At 72.0% G+C, this 19,609-nt stretch carries 16 protein-coding genes; 11 read left to right on the forward strand and 5 right to left on the reverse strand.

Annotated features, from left to right (window positions below; translation table 11 throughout):
• Positions 1-35: 35 nt before the first annotated feature.
• Positions 36-815, forward strand: coding sequence for a hypothetical protein (locus MHY30_RS10490; RefSeq protein ID WP_239276867.1), 780 nt, complete (start codon positions 36-38; stop codon positions 813-815).
• Here the strand turns inward: MHY30_RS10490 and xylB are convergent.
• From xylB to MHY30_RS10510, 4 genes are all read right to left on the reverse strand, one after another.
• Positions 779-2,170, reverse strand: coding sequence for a xylulokinase (gene xylB, locus MHY30_RS10495; protein ID WP_239276868.1), 1,392 nt, complete (start codon positions 2,168-2,170; stop codon positions 779-781). The genes MHY30_RS10490 and xylB overlap by 37 nt on opposite strands.
• Before the next feature lie 207 nt (positions 2,171-2,377).
• Positions 2,378-3,565 (reverse strand): xylose isomerase, encoded by a 1,188-nt coding sequence (gene xylA / locus MHY30_RS10500; protein WP_239276869.1) that lies wholly within the window; start codon positions 3,563-3,565, stop codon positions 2,378-2,380.
• A gap of 101 nt (positions 3,566-3,666) precedes the next feature.
• On the reverse strand, positions 3,667-4,563 hold the full coding sequence (locus tag MHY30_RS10505) for a triacylglycerol lipase (RefSeq protein WP_239276870.1): 897 nt from the start codon (positions 4,561-4,563) through the stop codon (positions 3,667-3,669).
• A 444-nt stretch (positions 4,564-5,007) separates the two neighbouring features.
• Positions 5,008-5,493 (reverse strand): glutathione peroxidase, encoded by a 486-nt coding sequence (locus tag MHY30_RS10510; RefSeq protein ID WP_239276871.1) that lies wholly within the window; start codon positions 5,491-5,493, stop codon positions 5,008-5,010.
• Between the two features lie 184 nt (positions 5,494-5,677).
• Here MHY30_RS10510 and MHY30_RS10515 point away from each other — a divergent pair, with 184 nt between their 5' ends.
• The 3 genes from MHY30_RS10515 (at position 5,678) to MHY30_RS10525 (ending at position 9,488) form a co-directional block, all read left to right on the forward strand.
• Entirely contained in the window at positions 5,678-6,835 is a 1,158-nt protein-coding gene (locus MHY30_RS10515) for an ROK family transcriptional regulator (protein ID WP_239276872.1), read from the forward strand.
• Positions 6,836-6,892: 57 nt separating this feature from the next.
• Positions 6,893-8,146 carry a D-arabinono-1,4-lactone oxidase gene (locus tag MHY30_RS10520; protein ID WP_239276873.1) on the forward strand — a complete coding sequence of 418 codons (1,254 nt, stop codon included), beginning with the start codon at positions 6,893-6,895 and terminating at the stop codon, positions 8,144-8,146.
• Positions 8,147-8,339: 193 nt separating this feature from the next.
• On the forward strand, positions 8,340-9,488 hold the full coding sequence (locus MHY30_RS10525) for a nucleotidyltransferase family protein (RefSeq protein WP_239276874.1): 1,149 nt from the start codon (positions 8,340-8,342) through the stop codon (positions 9,486-9,488).
• Between the two features lie 12 nt (positions 9,489-9,500).
• On the opposite strand, the gene MHY30_RS15365 is transcribed toward MHY30_RS10525, so the two are convergent.
• Positions 9,501-10,823: an O-antigen ligase gene (locus MHY30_RS15365; RefSeq protein WP_239276875.1), complete on the reverse strand. Its 1,323-nt coding sequence runs from the start codon at positions 10,821-10,823 to the stop codon at positions 9,501-9,503.
• Between the two features lie 31 nt (positions 10,824-10,854).
• Here MHY30_RS15365 and MHY30_RS10535 point away from each other — a divergent pair, with 31 nt between their 5' ends.
• From MHY30_RS10535 to MHY30_RS10565, 7 genes are all read left to right on the forward strand, one after another.
• Entirely contained in the window at positions 10,855-12,294 is a 1,440-nt protein-coding gene (locus MHY30_RS10535; RefSeq protein WP_239276876.1) for an oligosaccharide flippase family protein, read from the forward strand.
• Positions 12,295-12,368: 74 nt separating this feature from the next.
• Positions 12,369-13,289 (forward strand): NAD-dependent epimerase/dehydratase family protein, encoded by a 921-nt coding sequence (locus tag MHY30_RS10540; protein ID WP_239276877.1) that lies wholly within the window; start codon positions 12,369-12,371, stop codon positions 13,287-13,289.
• Positions 13,286-14,389, forward strand: coding sequence for a glycosyltransferase (locus MHY30_RS10545; protein ID WP_239276878.1), 1,104 nt, complete (start codon positions 13,286-13,288; stop codon positions 14,387-14,389). The genes MHY30_RS10540 and MHY30_RS10545 overlap by 4 nt, the downstream gene beginning before the upstream one ends.
• Positions 14,386-15,480, forward strand: a complete 1,095-nt coding sequence (locus tag MHY30_RS15370; RefSeq protein WP_239276879.1) for a glycosyltransferase family 1 protein — start codon at positions 14,386-14,388, stop codon at positions 15,478-15,480. The genes MHY30_RS10545 and MHY30_RS15370 overlap by 4 nt, the downstream gene beginning before the upstream one ends.
• Before the next feature lie 84 nt (positions 15,481-15,564).
• Positions 15,565-16,467: an SDR family oxidoreductase gene (locus MHY30_RS10555; RefSeq protein WP_239276880.1), complete on the forward strand. Its 903-nt coding sequence runs from the start codon at positions 15,565-15,567 to the stop codon at positions 16,465-16,467.
• Between the two features lie 167 nt (positions 16,468-16,634).
• Complete coding sequence (locus MHY30_RS10560; protein WP_239276881.1) at positions 16,635-18,014, forward strand: alpha/beta fold hydrolase; 1,380 nt, start codon at positions 16,635-16,637, stop codon at positions 18,012-18,014.
• Entirely contained in the window at positions 18,011-19,555 is a 1,545-nt protein-coding gene (locus tag MHY30_RS10565) for a GMC family oxidoreductase (RefSeq protein ID WP_239276882.1), read from the forward strand. Before MHY30_RS10560 ends, MHY30_RS10565 begins: the two co-directional genes overlap by 4 nt.
• Positions 19,556-19,609: the final 54 nt, after the last annotated feature.

Raw genomic sequence — 19,609 nt, forward strand, 5'->3', positions numbered from 1 at the left:
TCGGCTCCTCCGCCCGCGCGGGGTGCTATGGGCGGATGACCCCGCCCACCGGCATCGCGCGCCCGTCACGCGCCCCGATCGCCCGCACGATCGGGGCGGCACTCGAACTCGGGTTCGCCGCCGCTCAGCGCGTCCGGCCCCCGCGTCCGATCCACAGCCGCGGCGTGGTCCTGCGTGGTGAGGTGCGCCGGATGCCGGATGCCGCACCCGCGGGCATCGCGTGGATCGACGACGCACCCGCCGGTGAGTGGACGGTCGTGGCCCGGGTGTCCCGTTCCCTCGGGCTGCCCGCGCCGCTGCCGGACATCCTGGGGTTGGCGCTGCGTGTGGACACCGATGGGGGTCCCGCCGACATCGAGTTCGCCTCGACCGGGTGGCGCGTGCCCGGACGGTTCGCGCTGCTGCCCCACCGCCGGGCGGAGCGCGCGCACTTCGGCATCCTGCTCCCCTACCGCGGCACGCGAGGCCCGGTCCTCCTGGGCGCGCGCACGGTGTCGGGGCGTCCGCCGGCGACGGACCCTCGCGCGCTGACCGGCGCCGACGTCCGGGCGACCTGGACGCTCGAGCTCTTCCACGCGCGGCCGCGCGGCCCGTGGCGTCCGTTCGCCCTGCTCGAGCTGCGGCTCGCCCCGGGGCGCGGGGACGACGACCTGCGCTTCGACGCCGTGCGGCGCCCGTTGCCCGGCGCGCGCGCGTACGCGTGGGTGCGCGCCGCGCGGCAGCCGTCGTACGTGCGCGTGCAGCCCGCCGTCCCGCCGGGTCCCCTCAACCGCGAGACTTACTCGCGGGAGCGCAGGGCGGCGACCTCGTCGTAACGGCGACGGATCACGGGGCGGTGGTCGGGGTCGACGGCGCGGGCCGTCGCGACGGTCCAGTCCACCGGACCGCCCGCGAGGACGCCGGCGGCCTGGCGCGCGGCACCCAGCGCCACGTACTCCCCCGCGGCCGGGACGACGATCTCGGCGTCGAACACCTGCGCCGCGATGCGTGCGACGGCCTCGTTGGCTGCCGCGCCACCGATGAGCAGCACGCGCCGCACCCCGACACCCTGCGCCTGAATGGCCTCGAGTCCGACGGCGAGACCGCTCAGCATGCCTTCGATCGCCGCGCGGGCGAAGTTCGGTCGAGTCGTGGATGCCAGGGTCAGGCCGGTCAGAGACGCCTGCGCGTGCGGCAGGTTCGGTGTGCGCTCCCCCTCGAACCACGGCACGAGAACGACCCCGCCCGCGCCGGGTTCGGCCTGCAGCGCGAGGTCGCCGAGCTCGTCGTGCGAGACCCCGAGGAGCCCCGCGAAGGCGTCCAGGACGCGGGCCGCGTTGAGCGTCGCCACGAGCGGCAGGAATCGGCCGGTGGCATCCGCGAATCCGGCGACGGCACCCGAAGTGTCGCGCACGACGTGGTCGGTCACGGCGAACACGGTGCCCGACGTGCCCAGCGAAACGACGACATCGCCGACCCCTGCTCCGAGGCCGAGCGCCGCACCGGCGTTGTCACCGGCGCCGGGCCCGACGTGGGCGCCGGAGGGAAGCGTTCCGGCGCTCTCCCACGGCCCCAGCACTCGGGGCAGGACGGCGTCGTGGCCGAGCGCGCGCTCGAGCAGCTCGCGGTCGTAGCCGTCGGCGCCCCAGTAGGCGGTACCCGAGGCGTCGGAGCGGTCGGTGGTCAGTGCCGAGAAGTCGGCGTTGCCCGGGCCGAAGCCGCGCAGGCGCCACGTGAGCCAGTCGTGCGGCAGGGCGACGGCGGCGACTCGCGCGGCGTTGTCGGGCTCGGCATCCCGGAGCCACCGCAGCTTCGTCGCGGTGAACGAGGCAACCGGGACGACGCCCGTGCGATCGGCGTACGCGTCGGCGCCGACCTCGGCGATGAGGTCGCGCGCCGCCTGCGCGGAGCGCGTGTCGTTCCACAGCAGCGCATCGCGGATGACGCGCCCCTCCGCGTCGAGAACGACCATGCCGTGCTGCTGTCCCGCGATCGAAACCGCCGCGACGTCATCCAGTCCGCCCGCCTGGGCGATGGCATCCTGCAGCGCGATCCACCACGCCTCGGGATCGACCGACGTGCCGGCGGGGTGCGACGCCCGCCCCTCGCGGATCACGCGGCCGGTCTCGGCATCCGCGATGACGACCTTGCACGACTGCGTCGACGAGTCGACCCCCATGACGAGCGCCATGCTCACCCTCCCTCTGCGCCGGCCCGCCTGTGCGTCGGCGCCTCATTCCGTTTGGTGTCCTCGGGCGGCGCCGCCCTGTTGGTTCGGCGCCCCCTACCGTTCAGTGTCCAAGACACGCGGTCCGCGTCGGCGCGCACCCGCGTGTCTTGGACACTCAACGGGGAGCCGGGGTCGGGAACGCCCCACGCGCTCCCGACCCCGGAAGGTTCAGCGTGCGCCGAGCAGGTGCTCGGTCGCGAGCTGCTGCAGACGGACGAAGCCGAAGCCCTTGCCGCCGAGGTAGGCGTCGGCGTCGAAGTCCTCGTACGCCGAACGGTCGGCGAGGAGGTCGTCGTAGGACTCGCCCTCGTTCAGCGTCGGCTGCGCGAGCTCGAGCACCTTCGCGGCCTCGAGGGCTTCCTGCACCTCGGGGTCGGCGCGGAAGGCCGCGGCGCGCTCCTTCAGCAGCAGGTACGTGTTCATGTTGGCCGAGACCGAGTCCCACACGCCCGACTCGTCCTCGGTGCGCGAGGGCTTGTAGTCGAAGTGGCGCGGGCCGTCGTACGCCGGGACGCCGCCGGGGCCACCGTTCTCGAGCAGGTCGACGAGCGCGAAGGCGTTGTGCAGGTCGCCGTGGCCGAACACGAGATCCTGGTCGTACTTGATGCCGCGCTGACCATTGAGGTCGATGTGGAAGAGCTTGCCGTGGTACAGCGCCTGCGCGATGCCGGCGGCGAAGTTCAGCCCCGCCATCTGCTCGTGGCCGACCTCGGGGTTGAGGCCGACGAGTTCGGGGCGCTCGAGCGAGTCGATGAAGGCGATCGCGTGGCCGAGGGTCGGCAGCAGGATGTCGCCGCGGGGCTCGTTGGGCTTGGGCTCGATCGCGAAGCGGATGTCGTAGCCCTTGTCGGTGACGTAGTCGCCGAGGAGGTTCACGGCCTCGCGGTAGCGCTCGAGCGCCTGACGGATGTCCTTCGCGGAGTCGTACTCGGCGCCCTCACGGCCACCCCACATGACGAACGTCTTCGCGCCAAGCTCGGCGGCGAGGTCGATGTTGCGCAGGACCTTCCGCAGCGCGAAGCGGCGCACCTGGCGGTCGTTGGACGTGAAGCCGCCGTCCTTGAAGACGGGGGCCGAGAAGAGGTTGGTCGTGACCATCGGGGTGACGATGCCCGTGGCATCCATCGCGCCCTTCAGACGGTCGATCTGCGTCTGGCGCTCCGCGTCGGTCGAGCCGAACGCGAACAGGTCGTCGTCGTGGAAGGTCAGACCGTAGGCGCCGAGCTCGGCGAGCTTCTCGACGACGTGCACGACGTCGAGCGGCTTGCGGGTCGGTCCGCCGAACGGGTCGGTGCCGTTGTATCCGACGGTCCACAGACCGAAGGAGAACTTGTCGTCACGGGTGGGGGTGGGCATTCCTGCTCCTTCGCATGGATGCGCACGGTGGTTCGCCGACGCACGGGGTTTTGTTGGTGTTCACAACATATACCCCGGATGCCACGACGTAAAGCCCCGCGTCAGAGTTCGAGGGCTCCGTCGACCACCGCGAACACCTCGGGATCCCACGTCAGGGCACGCTCCCACGGCAGGCCGAACGCGTCGGCGAAGAAGATGCTGTGCACGTGGTCCGGGAACGAATGCCTCTGGACCCGCGGCAGCACCGCGGAGGGCACCTCGTCGGCGCGGCCGCTGGCCAGCGAGACGAGCCCGTCGTGCGGCCACAGCTGACGCGGCTCGGTCGCCGCCGCGAAGTACCCCGCCCCGATGGCGGTGACCGGGATGCCGTCCAGCACCCCCGCTTGCGCGTCGTTCCACCCGCGCAGGAAGCGGCGCGACACCTCGGCCGCCGCGCCCTGCGAGTTCGCGTCGGCGTAGGGGCGGACCTCGGTGAAGATCTGCAGCGTCGCCGGGTCGCCCTTCGCGTCGGCCTCGGAGATCTCGCCGTCGAGGAAGTCTCCCAGCACCGACCCGTCCCACGGCGTTCCGAGTGTCACCAGCCGGTCGACGCGCGGGCCTTTCCCGCTCATCTCGCGGATCGCCGCACGCGAGAAGAGCCCGCCCATCGAGTGCCCGACGAGCGAGAAGCTCCCCAGCTCGTGCTCCGCCGACAGCCACCGCAGGAAACCGGCGAGCGCGACACCGGCGTCATCGACGCGGCCGACGGCGTTGATCGTGACCTCGGCCGGGAGCACCACCGGCACCTCCGAGAAGCCTTGCCAGCCGACATCCTCCCGCACCTCTCCCGCCCCGATGCGGGCCGGGGCGGTGAAGACCCGGATGCCGCGGTCGAGGAAGTGCGTGCGAAGGGCGGTCATCGTGTTGCCCGCCGCGAGGCCGGACGCGGCCGCGCGCTCCGGGTCGGTGTACGGAGTGACAGCGGCTCCACCGGAGACGAGGACGACGGCATCGGTCATGGCGCCCAGATTACCGACGCGCCTTCGGGCTGCGCGGGCACCTTCGGGCGGCGCGGGCGGCTCGGCATCCATCCCGGGGCCCCGCCGCGCCCGCGCGAGCCACCTCTACTCAGTGTCCACAACACGCGGACGCCACGACGCACGACCCGCGTGTCTTGGACACTCAACGCCGCCGCGCCGCACCCCGCGCAACCCACCCCGCTCAGTGTCCACAACACGCGGACGCCACGACGCACGACCCGCGTGTCCTGGACACTCAACGCCCGCCCGGCGTCGCCCTCGTCGCTCGCGTCGCCCCGTCGATCGTCTCGCCCTCCCCTGCGAATCACCCCGCTCAGTGTCCACAACACGCGGACGCCACGACGCACGATCCGCGCGTCCTGGACACTCAACGCCCGAACACGCGGCGGCGCGCAACGCCCGACGCGCGGCGCGCGACGCAGGTCAGCGCGGAAGCGCGTCTTCGATGGCGGCGACGACATCGGGGGCGTCGGGGTGCGTGCGCGGTCTGAAGCGCACGACGCGCCCGTCGGGGGCGACGACGAACTTCTCGAAGTTCCACGAGATGCGGCCCGTCTTCCCCTCGGCATCCGGGGTCTGCGTGAGTTCCCGGTAGAGCGGGTGGGCGTGGCGTCCGTTGACCTTGACCTTCTCCGACATCGGGAAGGTCACGCCCCACGTGGCCGAGCAGTACTCCGCGATCTTCTCCTCGTCGCCGAGCTCCTGCAGGAATTGATTGCTCGGGAAACCGACGACCGTGAAGCCGCGGTCCGCGTACTTCTTGTGCAGCGCCTCGAGCGCTTCGTACTGCGGCGCGAGACCGCAGCGGGAGGCGACATTGACCACGAGCGCTGCCTTGCCCTCGGTGAGGGCGCCGAAGGTGGTCTGCTCGCCACGGATGGTGGTGATCGGGATGCCGGAGAGGTCCATGCCCCGATTTTGGCACCGGGTGCCCGCGCCGGGGCCCGTTCGCGACAAACCGTTCGCGACAAACCGTTCGCGATAACCGACGACTTCGGCAGCGGCGCGTTCTCCGGCCGTTCGTGCCGGGCGGGAGACGTCGACGGCGCGGCGGTGCCCCGCACCGGACGCGCGGGCGTGGCACAGTGGTCGGATGGTCACGGCGAGCAGGGGCGACGGCATGCGTCGCGCCAACCTCGCGCTCGTGCTGCGCACGGTGCACCGCGAAGGCCCGCGCTCGCGCGCCGCGCTCACGGAGGCGACGGGGCTGAACCGCTCCACGATCGCCGATCTCGTCGCCGAGCTGGTCGGCGACGGGCTCGTCCTCGAGCGCGCCCCCGATCCCGTGGGACGGGTGGGGCGCCCGTCCCCGACCGTCGCCCCCGACCCGCGCGTCGTCGCCATTGCCGTCAACCCCGAGGTCGACGCGCTCGATATCGGAGCCCTCGCCCTCGACGGCACGCTCGTCGCGCGCGATCGGGTTCCGCAGACCCGGCTGCTCACGCCCGAGCGCACAGCCGAACTCGTCGGCGAGCGCGTCGCGGCGTGGCGCCGCGGGACCCTGCGCGGCCGGCGGCTCGTGGGTGTCGGCGTGGCGGTGCCCGGTCCTGTCCGCGGTACGGACGGTCTCGTGCGCACCGCCCCGCACCTCGAATGGACGGATGCCGCCATCGGCGACCTGATCGCGAACACGACGGGCCTTCCCACCCGGGTGGGCAACGACGCCGCCCTCGGCGCCCTCGCCGAGCACCTGTTCGGCGCGGCTCGCGGCGCGCACGACCTGGTGTACCTCAATGGCGGCGCGAGCGGCATCGGTGGCGCCGTCATCGTCGGGGGCGTCTTGCTGGGCGGGGCGGGGGGATACGCGGGCGAGTTCGGCCGCAATCGTCCCGGCATCCTCGCTCCGGCCGACCGCCGCTCCACGGACGGTGTGCTGGAGGACGAGGTGAGCCGCGCGCGTCTTCTCTCGGTCCTCGGACTCGACGAGGCCGACGACGCCATCCTCGACGAGGCGCTGCGCACCTCATCCGCCCCCTCGGTGCGGGACGAGACCGAGCGTCAGCGGCGCATCCTCGCCACTGCCCTCGCGAACGCCGCGAACGTCCTCAATCCCGCGGTCGTCGTTCTCGGCGGCTTCCTCGCCACGGTGGCCGCGCTCGACATGGATGCGCTCGACGCGGCCGTCCGCGCCCAGACGATGCCCGCGTGCGCGGAGGATCTGCGCCTGCGCGTGGCCGGGCTGGGTGAGAACCGGCTGCTCGTCGGGGCGGCCGAGGCGGTGTTCGAGGCCGAGCTCTTCCCGTCGCCCTGAACGGCCGCCACCCACCCCGCGAGGGGGGAGGATGGAACCGGACCGACGGAGGAACCCATGATCCAGACACGACCGGCCGGCGCGAATTGGTCGGGGAACCACCGCTACCGTGCGGCGCAGACCCTGCTCCCGGCCGACCTCGATGAGCTGGCGACGGCGATCTCGGACGCCGGTTCCGTGCGCGTGCAGGCGACCCGGCACACCTTCAACGACGTCGGCGACACCGACGGTGCGCTGGTTTCGCTCGAACGGATGCCGGTCGCGATCGACGTCGCGGCGGAGCACGTCCGCGTCGAGGGTCTGGTGACCTTCGCGCAGCTCGCGCCGGTGCTGGAGGCCGAGGGCCGCGCCCTGCACAACCTCGGCTCGCTCCCCCACATCTCGGTCGCCGGCGCGACAGCGACCGGGACCCACGGATCGGGTGTGCTCAACGGCAACCTGTCCAGCGCCGTGACGGCGGTGGAGATCATGGATGCCACGGGCGCCATCGAGCGGTTCGACCGGGCGCACGCGTGGTTCCCGGCCGCCGCCCTCTCGCTCGGGGCGCTGGGCGTCGTCACGGCGGTCGAGCTCCGCACGGAGCCGACGTACCTCGTCACCGCGCAGGTGTACACGGGCATCTCTTGGGAGGCGATCGCCGGCGACCCGGATCGCGTGCTCTCGTGCGCCCGCTCCGTGAGTGTCTTCACCACGTGGGGCGATCCCGACGACGACCTCGTGTGGGTGAAGGCGAGCGATGGCGACGAATCCGACGCGGTCCTGCGCGGCCTCGGAGGCGAGGCACTGGACGGACCGCTCCACCTCGGCCGGATCCGCACAGTGAACAACACCACCGCCCTCGGCACCGCCGGTCCGTGGCACACGCGCCTGCCGCACTTCCGCGCGGATGCCCTGCCGAGCGACGGCGACGAGATCCAGTCGGAGTACTTCGTCCCGCTCGCCTCGGCCCGCGAGGCGCTGACGGCTGTGCGCGCGATCGCGCCGTCGTTCACGGACCAGCTGCTCGTGAGCGAGCTGCGCACCGTGGCATCCGACGACCTGTGGCTCAGCCCCGCCTTCGAGCGAGACGTGCTCGCCGTGCACTTCACGTGGCGCAACGACACCCCGGGGGTGCAGGAGGCGCTCCCCCGAGTCGAAGCGGCTCTCGCCCCGTTCGACGTGCGACCGCACTGGGGGAAGGCGTTCACCCTGTCGGGGTCCGATGTGAGGGCCACGCTCCCGCGAGCCGACGACTTCTCGGCGGTCGTCCGCGCGGCCGATCCGGACGGCGTCTTCCGCAACGCCTTCTTGGAGCGGACGCTCGGTCTCTGAGGGCTCCCGCGTCCGATCGCGGATTCTCGGAGCGGCGCACATCCTCGGCACGTGACGTGAAAAGCAGGCCGCGATCGGGCGACCCGAGTGGTGAAGGAGGGGGCTCCTCGGCGGGGCGGGCACGGAGCTCGCCAGCGGGATCGCCCCGCGGCGGTCCAGAGTGGACGCACCCGCCCACCGCCCGAAAGGCCCCATGCCTACGCAGCCGTCGTCCCCGACGGGCTGGGTCGCCATCGCTTCCGGCGCTCTCGACGTCCGAGCGTCGACCCCGTTCAGCTCGGACATCGAGATCCTCGTCGCACCCGCGATCCCCGGCGACGCGATGTGGGTGGCGGGTGCCGGGGCGCGACTGTGGCGGCGGCTCGTCCACGGTGGCCCGCTGAACACTCGCGACGACGAGGAGCGGTCGATGCTCCACGAGATGGAGACGCTCGGCATCGCCTCGCCGGATGCCGCGCACCCCGACCGGGTCACCCGGCTCCCCGAGCCGGTGCTGTCCTCACCGGCGCATGAACTCGTGTACGCCGTGACCGCGCGCGTCGCGGCGGCCCATGGCATCCCGTGCCTGTTCATCAAGGGACCCGCGCTGCACCACCAGGGTCTGCGCGAACGCGAGCACTCCGGCGACGTCGATGTCTGGTGCCACCCGAGGCACTGGGATGCGCTGGCCGAGGCGCTCAGCGCGTGGGGGTGGCATCGCGAACCCGACCCCTGGCGGGGCACCTCGGTGCACCATACGGCGACGATGACACCGCCGTCGTGGGGGTGCGAGATCGACGTGCACCGGCGAATCCCCGGTCTCGCTCTCGACGACGAGGACGCCTTCGCGATCGCCTCGCGGTGGCGCACCGTCGTCACCTACGCCGGTGTCGATGTCGCCATCCCCCGGCGCGACGCCCACGCGGTGCTCGCCGCCGTGCATTCGGTGCGTCCGGAGATCGGGGCCGGTGCCCGATCCGCGGCCGCGTCGCACAGTGCGTCGGCCATGCTCGCCGCCGCGGAGGGGAGCGCGGAACGGGCCTGCGAGCTCGGCGCGGTGCCCGTTCTGCGAGCGGAGCTCGCGGGGCTGCTTCCCGACGAGGTGCTCGACGCGCACGCGGGCGGGCGGCCCCGCGACTGGCAATGGCGCGGTGCCCGCAACAGGGCGGTGGCCTACTGGCGGGCGCTCGGGGAGGAGCCGTGGCGGGTCCGACTCAGAGTGCTGTGGCGCTTCGTGTGGCCCCCCGACGACATCGCGCTCGCCTCGGCTCGTCAGGCGGCGGATGCCTCGACGAACCCGAACATCGTGCGGTGGCGGCGTCTGCTGCGGGGCGCGCGCGGCCTGCTTCCGCACCGTCGGTGACGGACCGCCGGGTCAGCGGTTCCTCTGTCGACGGCGCGCCTCAGCGCGCGTCGTCGGAGGGGCCTGCGCGGCGAGCTCGTCACGCTCGATCCACGGGCGCGTCGCGAGGACGAACAGGGGTACGAGAACGGATGCCGACAGCGGCCCCCACCCCACGAGGGCGTAGGGGGTCTCGGTCGCGCCGATCGCCAGCAGTCCGAGAACGAACGCGACACCGACGACCGACGTGGATCTCACCGGATCGCTGGCGGCTCCGCGGAAGGCGAGGAAGATGACGACGAGCCACCCGGCCAGCACGAAGGCGCCGCCGAGGATGAGCGTGGTGAGGACGAGGTTGTGCCCGTGGCTGGCCGCGCTGGAGAGGGTGTCGCGCAGCGCGAGGTAGTTGTCGGCGTACCAGTGGGCCCCGAGGCCGAACACGCCGTTGTCGCCGAGCGCCTGGCGACTGTGAATCCAAATGGCCCCGCGGTAGGTGAACGCCTGGGGGTCGGTCTCGCGGAACGGGAGCAGGATCACCGCGATGAGAGCAACGACGGCTCCCGCTCCGCTGACCACGACGAACGCTACGCGGGAAAGCAGACGAGACAGCAGGAGGACGGCGACCATGACGGCAGCTCCCACGAGGGCCGTGCGCGACGACGTCAGGATCAGCGCCCACACGATGACCCCGAACGACAGCCATCGCAGCGGCCACGCGCGCATGAGGAACACGAACGGCAAGGTGAACGCCAGAAACATCCCGAGGATGTTCGAATGCGAGAAGATCCCCGCCAGAAGCGGCGCCCCGGTGATCGACTTCTCGAACAGTCCGACACCGCCCGAGATGAGCACGGAGGACGGGTCCACGTACATCGCGACGATCGATCCCGCGGCGACCGCGGTTCCGACATAGCCGAGGACGACGAGATCGGGCGGTTTCACCCGCACAGTCACCAGGAGAACGCCTCCGGCTGCCGTCAACAGCAACCCCAGGCTCGGGGGTCTGCCGTGCAGGAACTCGTTCGCCGCGAGCAGCAGACCGGGGAGCACGACCACGAGCAGCCCCGGCCCCGAGACCTGCGAGAACAGCAGGAACAGCAGCGCGGCGGAGGCCGCGACGGCGGGCACGAGCATGCTCCCGACCTCGGCGATCGCCGCGGCGGCGGGCGCCGTGGCGGTCTTGCCCTCGATGTACGCCGACCGGTCCGTCACGAGCGTCTCGATGAGCGGACCCACCAGCGAGTAGGCGCACAGGAGCACGACCATGATGCGCCGCGCCCCGAGCGAGTCGACTAACCCGTTCGGCGCCGCGGACGGCGGAACGGTCGCGGGTCCTCGACTGGCTAGCGTGCTCACGGCCGACACCGTACAACCCGAGAGGAGCGCCATGACCTCGAGCTCCGTCGTCTCGCCGCGTCGCCGCGGCGCGGCCTTCCTCCTCGGCGCGCAGTGGGGTCGGTACCTTTCGCAGATCGCCGGGATCGTGGTGCTGGCCCGACTGGTGGGTCCGGCGGACTTCGGCATCGTCGCCGTCGGCGCCGCAGTGGCGGGCCTCGCGGCCGTCCTCGGCGACTTCGGTCTGAGCATGGCCGCGTTGCGCGCCCCCGCTCTCGATGCACAGCAGCGCACGAACCTGTTCTGGACGAACACCTCGATCGGGGTGCTCGCCACCGGCATCGTCCTCGCCGCGGCGGTACCGGTCAGCGTGGCCGTGGGCGACGACCGTCTCGTCATCGTCCTGGCGCTGCTCGCGCCCGCGTTCGTGCTGCGGTCGGCGAGTGCGCAGTTCCGCGTCGAGCTGAACCGGTCGGGTCGACTCGGCCGCCTGGCCGCGGCGGAGCTGAGCGGGGATCTCGTCGGACTCGGCACGGCGATCGTTCTCGCCCTGCTGGGCGGGGGCTATCTCGCCATCGCCTCGCAAGGAACGGTCGCAGCTCTCGTGACCCTCGCGCTGGTCGTCGGACTCACCCCGTGGCATCCGGGCCTCCCCCGCCGCGGAGCCGACATGCGCGGCCTGCTGACATTCGGAGGCCACACGTTCGTGGTGCACGCGCTGAACTACGCCTCGACCAACGTCGGAATCATCATGCTGGGCGGGACCACCACCGACCGGGCGGTCGGACTCTTCAGCCGGGCGATCCAGTTGGTGAATCTTCCGATCGACCAGCTCATCACTCCACTGACCCGCGTCGTGATCCCGGGCCTTGCCGATACCACCGACCCCACCCCGCTCGTCGCCCGGCTGGCGCGCTACCAGACGCTGTTGAGCTACCCCGCCCTGGCGTATCTGAGTCTGTTCACGGCCACGGCGGAACCGGCCATCACCGTCGTTCTCGGCCGCGAATGGGCCGGTGCCGCGGTCTTCGTCCCCATCCTCGCCGTCGGCGCGCTCTTCCAGACCCTCGGATACCCGCAGTACTGGGCGTTCGTCGCCACCGGACGGTCGGGATTGCTGCTGACGAGCGAGGCGATCGGTCGGTCGCTCATGATCGGACTCGTCCTCGCGCTGTCGGCGATCGGGCCCGTCGGCGTCGCGATCGGGATGACCTCGGGTCAGGTCGTGCTGTGGCTCGCCGCCTTCCTTCTCCTGCCCCGCGCCGGCATCGCATCGGCCACGCTGGCGCGCGCGGGTGCGCGCCCCGTCGCGGTCTTCGTGACCGCGTGCGTCGTGGCATCCCTCGTCGACGCGGGCTTCTTCACCCCGCTCGACGCGTGGACACGCCTGCTCGCGATCGGCGCGACGTGGGCCATCGTCGTCGGTGCGCTGATCGTCCTCGTCGCCCGTCGGGACCTCCGCTTTCTGCGAGACCTCGCACGGCGCCGCTGACCCGCGCCGCCCGAGACACCGAACCGACGGAAGACCCCCATGCCGCGCACCCCCGCCACCGAGGATCGGCGCTGATGGCCCGATGCCTAGTGATCGGCGCCAACGGGTTCTTGGGTGCGCGGCTCTCCGACGCCCTCGCCGAGGCGGGCCACGACGTGACGGGCTTCGATCGCTACAGTCGCGGCAGTCGCGCCTTCTCGTCGCCCGACATTCGAATCGCCGCCGGCGATTTCCTCAACACGGCCGACCTGGCCGCCGCCGTGGAGGGCCAGCAGTACGTCTTCCACTTCCTCTCGACGACGACGCCCGCGACGGCCGACAGCGAGCCCACCGTCGATGTGCGGACCAACGTCAGCCAGAGCATCGAATTGCTGTCGCTGTGCGTGACGGCCGGCGTGCAACGCGTCTTCTACGCCTCCAGCGGCGGCGCGATCTACGGCCCGCAGCGGCGCCGCGTCTTCGACGAGAACACGGCCCCCGCTCCGGTATCGCCGTACGGCATCGGCAAGCTCACGGTAGAGCGCTACCTCGACTACTACGCCACGACCGCCGGACTGGATGCCGTGGCCCTGCGCATCTCGAACCCGTACGGGCCGCACGCCAGCCCCGCCAAGCGCCAGGGAATCATCCCGCTGACGCTCGACCGCATCCGGCGCGGCGAGTCGGTGATTCAAGTCGGTGACGGCTCGATGGTGCGCGACTACATCCACGTCGATGACCTGGTCGCCCGGATCCTCCGCATGGTCGACACCCGTCCCCGCTACCGGGCGTACAACCTCGGCAGCGGCCACGGGCACTCGGTCGCCGAGGTCTTCGCGGCGATCCGCTCCGTGGTCGGCCGCGACTTCGACGTGGCCGTCGTCCCGAAACCCGCGACGTTCGTCGATCACGTCGTCCTCGACGTGTCGCGGTTCCGCCGAGAGTACGGCGCCGACGACGACAGGACACTCACCGAGGGGATCGCCCACACGTGGACCGAGATGGCGACGCGATGACCCGCGTGCTGCACGTGACCGAGGCGATGAGCAGCGGGGTCCTGAGCCTCGTCGACCGCATCTCCCGGCGTCAGGCCGAGGAGGGCGCCGCGGTCGATGTGCTGTTCGCCCCGCGCCCGGACACCCCGTCCGACGCGGCGCTGCGCGGGCGGTTCGATCCCCGCGTGGGACTCGAACGCGTCTCGACGGGGAGCCGCCTTCGCGATCTGCACGCCCTGTCCACCGCGGTCACGCGCCGTGCCGCCGAGGTCGACGTCGTCCACCTCCATTCCAGCTACGCCGGCGCCGTCGGCCGGCTCGCACTCCGGCGGATGCTCCCCGCCGACCGCGTCTTCTACTCGCCCCACGGATTCGCCTTCCTGCGCCTGGACGTGCCCGCGCCGGTGCGGCACGGGATCCGGAGTCTCGAGCGCGTCTTGGCGCGGCACTCGACCCTCGCGCTGACCTCACCCTCCGAGTACGCCCTCGCAGAAACCGCCCTGCGGCCCCCGCGTGCGCACGTGCTGCGCACCGGCATCCCCTCCACCTCCGTCCGCGGCCAGGCGCGGGCTGTCGATCCGGATCGGCGCCCGGTCGTCGGCATGATCGGCCGCGTCACCGCGCAGAAGGCGCCGTGGCGTTTCGCCTCGGTGGCACGCGCCCTGACGGACCGGGCCGACTTCCTCTGGATCGGTGGGGGGAGCGACCGCGACGAGCGGCGATGGTTCGGCGATTCGCCCGTCCGCGTCACCGGGTGGGTCTCGCCCGCGCGGTTGGCCGAGCTCATCGACACCATCGACATCCTGCTGTTCCCGACACTGTGGGAGGGGATGTCCCTCTCGCTCATTCAGGCCCAGGCGCACGGCATCCCGGCCGTGGTGTCGGATGCCATCGGCAACCGTGACAGTGTCGAGCCCGGAATTACCGGCTTCGTCTGCGCCGACGACGAAGAACTTGTCCGGGCCACGCGCCGTCTGCTCGATGACCCCGCGCTCCGTGGGCGCATGTCCGACGCGGCCCTGCAGTGGGCACGTCGCGGTCTCACCGACGACGCGCTCGGGCGCGACTCGCTGGAGCTGTATCGACGGTCCGTCGCGCGCGACCGATCGGGTGCGGTGTGATCGTCGTCAACGCCCGGTTCCTGACCCAGAAGACGACCGGCATCCAGCGTTTCGCCACCGAGATCACTCGAGAGCTGCTGACGCTGCGGTCCGACATTCTGCTCGCGGCTCCGAGAGACGCCACCGATCTCGCCGGACTCGACCCGGCCGTGGTGCACCGGGTCGGAAGGCTCACCGGCCACCCGTGGGAACAGATCGATCTGCCGCTGTTCGCTCGCCGCCGACGCGCTCTGCTGCTCGGTCTCGCCAGCACGGGTCCGGTCTGGTACCGCCCGCAGATCTCGACTCATCACGACATCACCTACGTCCGGCATCCCGAGAGCTTCGGGCGCCGCTTCCGCGCGCTGTACGGCGTGGTCGTGCCGCGCCTCATCGCACACAGCGCGCACCTGCTCACCGTGAGCGATTTCTCTCGCGACGAGATCGCGCAGCACTTCGGTGTCGCGCCCGAGGCGTTCACGGTCATCGCCAACGCCGCCGATGAGCGGTTCCGCCCCCCGGGCCCCGACGAAGAAGCCGAAGACGGCCGCTACCTCCTCGCGGTGTCCTCGCCCAACGCGCACAAGAACTTCGCGCGGATGATCGAGGGATTCCGCCGGCTCTCCCTCACTCACGCCGATGTCGAACTGCGCGTGGTGGGAGGGCAGGCGCGCAGCTTCTCCCGCCAGGACTACGGCGACGACCTCGATCGGGTGCGCTTCGTCGGCCGCGTCGATGACGACGAACTCGCGCGTCTGTATCGGGGCGCGCTGGCGTTCGTGTTCCCCTCGCTGTACGAGGGGTTCGGTATCCCTCCGCTGGAGGCGCAACGGTGCGGGTGTCCCGTGATCGCCGCGCGCGCCGCCTCGATGCCGGAGGTGCTCGGCGATTCCGCGCTCTACATCGACCCGTACGACGTCGACGACATCGCGCGCGCCATGGCCACCGTCATCGACGACCCCTGGGTGCGCGACCGGCTCGTGGCGAAAGGCCACCGCAACGTCGCGCAGTACTCGTGGCGGGCTTCGGCCGCGCGCGTCTCGCGTGTGCTCGACGACGTTCTCGCCCGCGAGGGCCTCGCTGACGCAACGTCCCCGCGGGCCCCGCTCTGACTCGTCTGCGGACGACGTGGGGAGCTCCCTCGATCGACGTCAAGGGAGCCCGGATCGGAAAGGACCCGCCGTACTGTCGCGGACATGAGTACCGAACGCGACCAGTACACCTTCGACAACCCCGTCACCCGCTATTCGCGCGTCGAGCCTCCCCTCCAGCACCAGCCGGAGCCGGGCGTGCAGGCCGACATGACGCCGGTCCCCGACCTGGGCGAGAACACCTACCGCGGTCTCGGACGACTCGTCGGCCGCAAGGCGCTCATCACGGGTGGCGATTCCGGAATCGGCGGCGCCGTCGCGATCGCCTTCGCGCGCGAGGGGGCGGACGTCGCGATCGTGCATCTGCCCGATGAGCAGCGCGACGCCGACCACGTCCTCACCCAGATCCGGGATGCCGGCCGCACCGGCGTCTCGATCGCGACCGACATCACCGATCCCGCCGCGTGCCGCGCCCTGGTCGCCGACGCCGTGGAGGCGCTCGGCGGCCTGGACATCGTGGTCAACAACGCCGGGAAGCAGGTGATGGTCGAGAAGGTCGACGACCTCTCCGACGAGCAGTTCGAGCAGACGTTCCGCACGAACGTGTTCGCCCCGTTCTGGATCACCAAAGCCGCGCTGCCGCACCTCCCCGAGGGCGCCACGATCATCAACACCGCCTCGCTCGAGGCCTACGTCCCCGCCCCCGACCGGCTCGATTACGCCGCCACCAAGGCCGCCATCAACAACCTGTCGAAGGGGCTCGCGCAGCAACTGGCGTCGCGCGGCATCCGGGTCAACGTCGTGGCCCCCGGACCGACCTGGTCCGCCCTGCAGGTGAGCCAGGGCGTCTCCGACGAGCAGATGGAGCACTTCGACGACGAGAGCACCTATCAGCGCGCCGGACAGCCCGCCGAGATCGCGCCGGCCTTCGTGTTCCTCGCGTCCGCGGAATCCAGCTACGTCTCCGGCGAGACGCTCAACGTCAACGGCGGCATGGTCACGCCGTAGCCGCGAGCTCGCGGCACCCACCGGCCCGCACACGTCCGGCGGATGCCGCGGGCCGGCGCCCCTCGACCCTCGCGCGCGCGGAATCTGCCGGAGATGCGCTCCTTGCGTAAAACGGCTGGAAGCGCAACCGGCCCATGCCCGCCACGGGGGTGCGAAAGCGTGAAGGCATGCCGAGCCCGAACGCCTCCCCCACCCTGTTTCTGCTGCACGCTCTCGGGGCGAGCAGCGGGTCGTTCCAGCGGATCGGCGACGCCCTGACCGGACACGTGGACGTGCAGGGCATCGACCTTCCCGGGTTCGGCTCGGCTGCCGCGGTATCCGACACCTCGCTGGAAGCCACGGTCGAGCATGTCGTGCGCGTCCTGTCCGAGCGGGCGCGAGGACGGTGGATGCTCGGCGGCCACAGCATGGGCGGAAAGATCGCGGCGCTGGTAGCCGCGCGCGTCCTCGACGGAACCGCGCCTCTGACGGGCCTCGCCGGGATGGTGCTGCTGGCTCCGTCGCCGCCCCGGCCCGAGCCGATGGACGAGGAGCGCCGCGCCGCGATGCTGTCGTGGGTCGACGACGGGGCGATCTCGGAACAGGATGCCGAGACCTTCATCGCGCAGAACACCGCGCGGCCGCTCGACCCCGGTGCGCACAGCGTCGCTCTCACCGACCTGCGCCGCACATCGCCGACGGCGTGGCGTGCGTGGCTCGAGACGGGGAGCCGTGTCGACGCCCGCGCCGACGTGGGTCGCCTCGATCTGCCCGTCCTCGTGCTCGCGGGTGAGGACGACACCGACCTCGGCGCCGCCGCGCAACCCGGGCTCCTCGCCGACGTGTACCCCCGTGCGCGCTTCCACCCCCTCGCGGACACCGGGCACATGATCCCCTTCGAACGCGCACCCGAAGCGGCCGCGGCCATCGCCGCTTTCGTCGCCGACGAGGTGCTCGCCGGCCCCGTGGTGCCCGATGCCTGGGCTCGGCTGATCGCCGGAGACCGCGTGGACGCCCGGACCCGTGGCATCCTGAACCGCCGGGCGATGCCCGACGATCGCGGGTACGCTCCGCGCGCGCTCGACCTGGCGCAGCTGACGCTTCTGCGGGAGATCGCGGATCTGGTCGTGCCGCAGGATGGCCCCGCCATCGATATCGCCGCGCGCGTGGACGCGCAGCTGGCCCGCGGCGAGGGAGACGGGTGGCGACCGGAAGGACTGCCGCCCGACCCCGAGGCGTATCGGCGCGGGCTGAACACCCTCGCGGCGGTGTGGCCGACGGACCCGATCGAGCGCGAGACCGTGCTGCGTGCAGCGATCGACGGCGACGGCCCCGCCGAGGGGGAGCTGGATGCCGACCTCCTCGCGGCGTGGCTCGAGGATGCGCGCGTCGACCTCGTGCGCCAGTGGCTGGCCCACCCCGCGAGCATGGCGCGCACCGGCTTCGACGGTTTCGCCACCGGCGGTCGCGAGCCTCTGCGGGGCTACGTCCACCTCGAGCTCGGACGACGCGAGGACTGGGAGCCCGCCGACGTCGGCGGCACGATCGCGACGGGAGACGCCGCATGAACCTCACCGACATGCGCACCCACGGCACCGATGACATCGTCGACGTCGTCGTGGTCGGGACGGGTGCCGGCGGCGCCCCGTTGACAGCCGAGCTCGCGCGACGCGGACTGTCGGTCGTCGCCCTCGAAGCGGGACGGAACTTCGACCTCGACGACTTCACCCCGGATGAGACCGAGGCGGTCGAGATCAACTGGATGTCCGAGCGGCTCAGCGGCGGTGTCGACGCCACCGCGTTCGGCCCCAACAACAGCGGTCGCGGCGTGGGTGGGTCGACGCTGCACTGGGGGGCGTTCAGCCCGCGCCCCGACGCCCGCGACCTCCGCCTGCGCACCGAGACGGGCGAGGGCCGCGACTGGCCGCTCGATCCCGACGAGCTGCTGTCGTACGTCGCCCGCGTCGAGGGCGACATCGGCGTATCCGGCCCGACGCCGTACCCGTGGGACGCCGACCGCTCGTACGCCTACGCCCCACCGGCCCGCAACGCCCCGGCGAACCTCGTCGCTCGCGGGTGCGAGGCCCTCGGCATCCGGTGGGCGGATGCACCGGCCGCGGTGCTGACCCGCGCTCGCCTGCAGGACCATCACGGCGAACGCCGTTCGTGCATCAACTGCGGCGCGTGCCACCAGGGGTGCCGGGTGGATGCCAAAGCCACCACGGCCAACACCTACCTGCCGGCCGCGGTGGCGCACGGTGCCGAGATCCGGACCGAGGCGATGGTCCATGACATCGAACTCGACGCCCGCGGGCACGTGACGGCGGTCGTGTACCGCCAGGACGGCGTGGACGTACGCCAGCGATGCCGGTCCCTCGTCCTCGCCGCCGGCGGCGTCGAGACACCGCGGCTCCTGCTGCACACGGGCATCGCGAACGGCAGTGGACACGTGGGCCGCAACTTCCTCGCGCACGGCGCGACGCAGGTGTGGGGCCGGTTCGACGAGCCCGTGCGCGGGCACCGCGGCTACCCGTCGGCGCTCATCACCGAGGACATGCTGCGCCCCGCCGATGCGGACTTCGCCGGCGGGTACCTCGTGCAGAGCCTCGGCGTGATGCCGCTGACCTTCGCCACGACGCTCGCGCGCGGCGGCGGCCTGTGGGGCCGCGACCTCATGCAGCGCCTCGAGCAGGCGCAGCACATGGCGGGCATCGGCATCAACGGCGACTGCCTCCCGTCGGATCAGAACCGCCTCGTGCTCTCCGACGAGACCGACGAGTTCGGCATCCCCCGCGCCCACGTGACCTTCACGGCGGGGGCTAACGAGCAGGCGATGACGCGGCACGCGACCGCGTTCCTGCAGCGGGTGATGGAGGCCGCCGGCGCGCGCGAGACCCTGGTGCTCGCTCGGTCGGCGCACACCATCGGGACGTGCCGCATGTCGGCCGACCCCGGCGACGGCGTCGTCGACCCCGACGGTCGCTCGCACGAGGTCCCGAACCTGTGGATCTGCGACAACAGCGTCTTCCCCTCGGCGTTGGCCGCCAACCCCGCGTTGACGATCATGGCCCTGTCGCTGCGGACCGCCGACCGCTTCGTGGCCGCCTGAGGCCTGGCATCCACCGTCGCCGAGGGCACACGTTCGCTGGGCCCGCGGGAGGGC

Origin of the sequence: Microbacterium sp. ACRRU (assembly GCF_022346945.1) — a bacterium.
Taxonomy (GTDB): Bacteria; Actinomycetota; Actinomycetes; order Actinomycetales; family Microbacteriaceae; genus Microbacterium; species Microbacterium mcarthurae.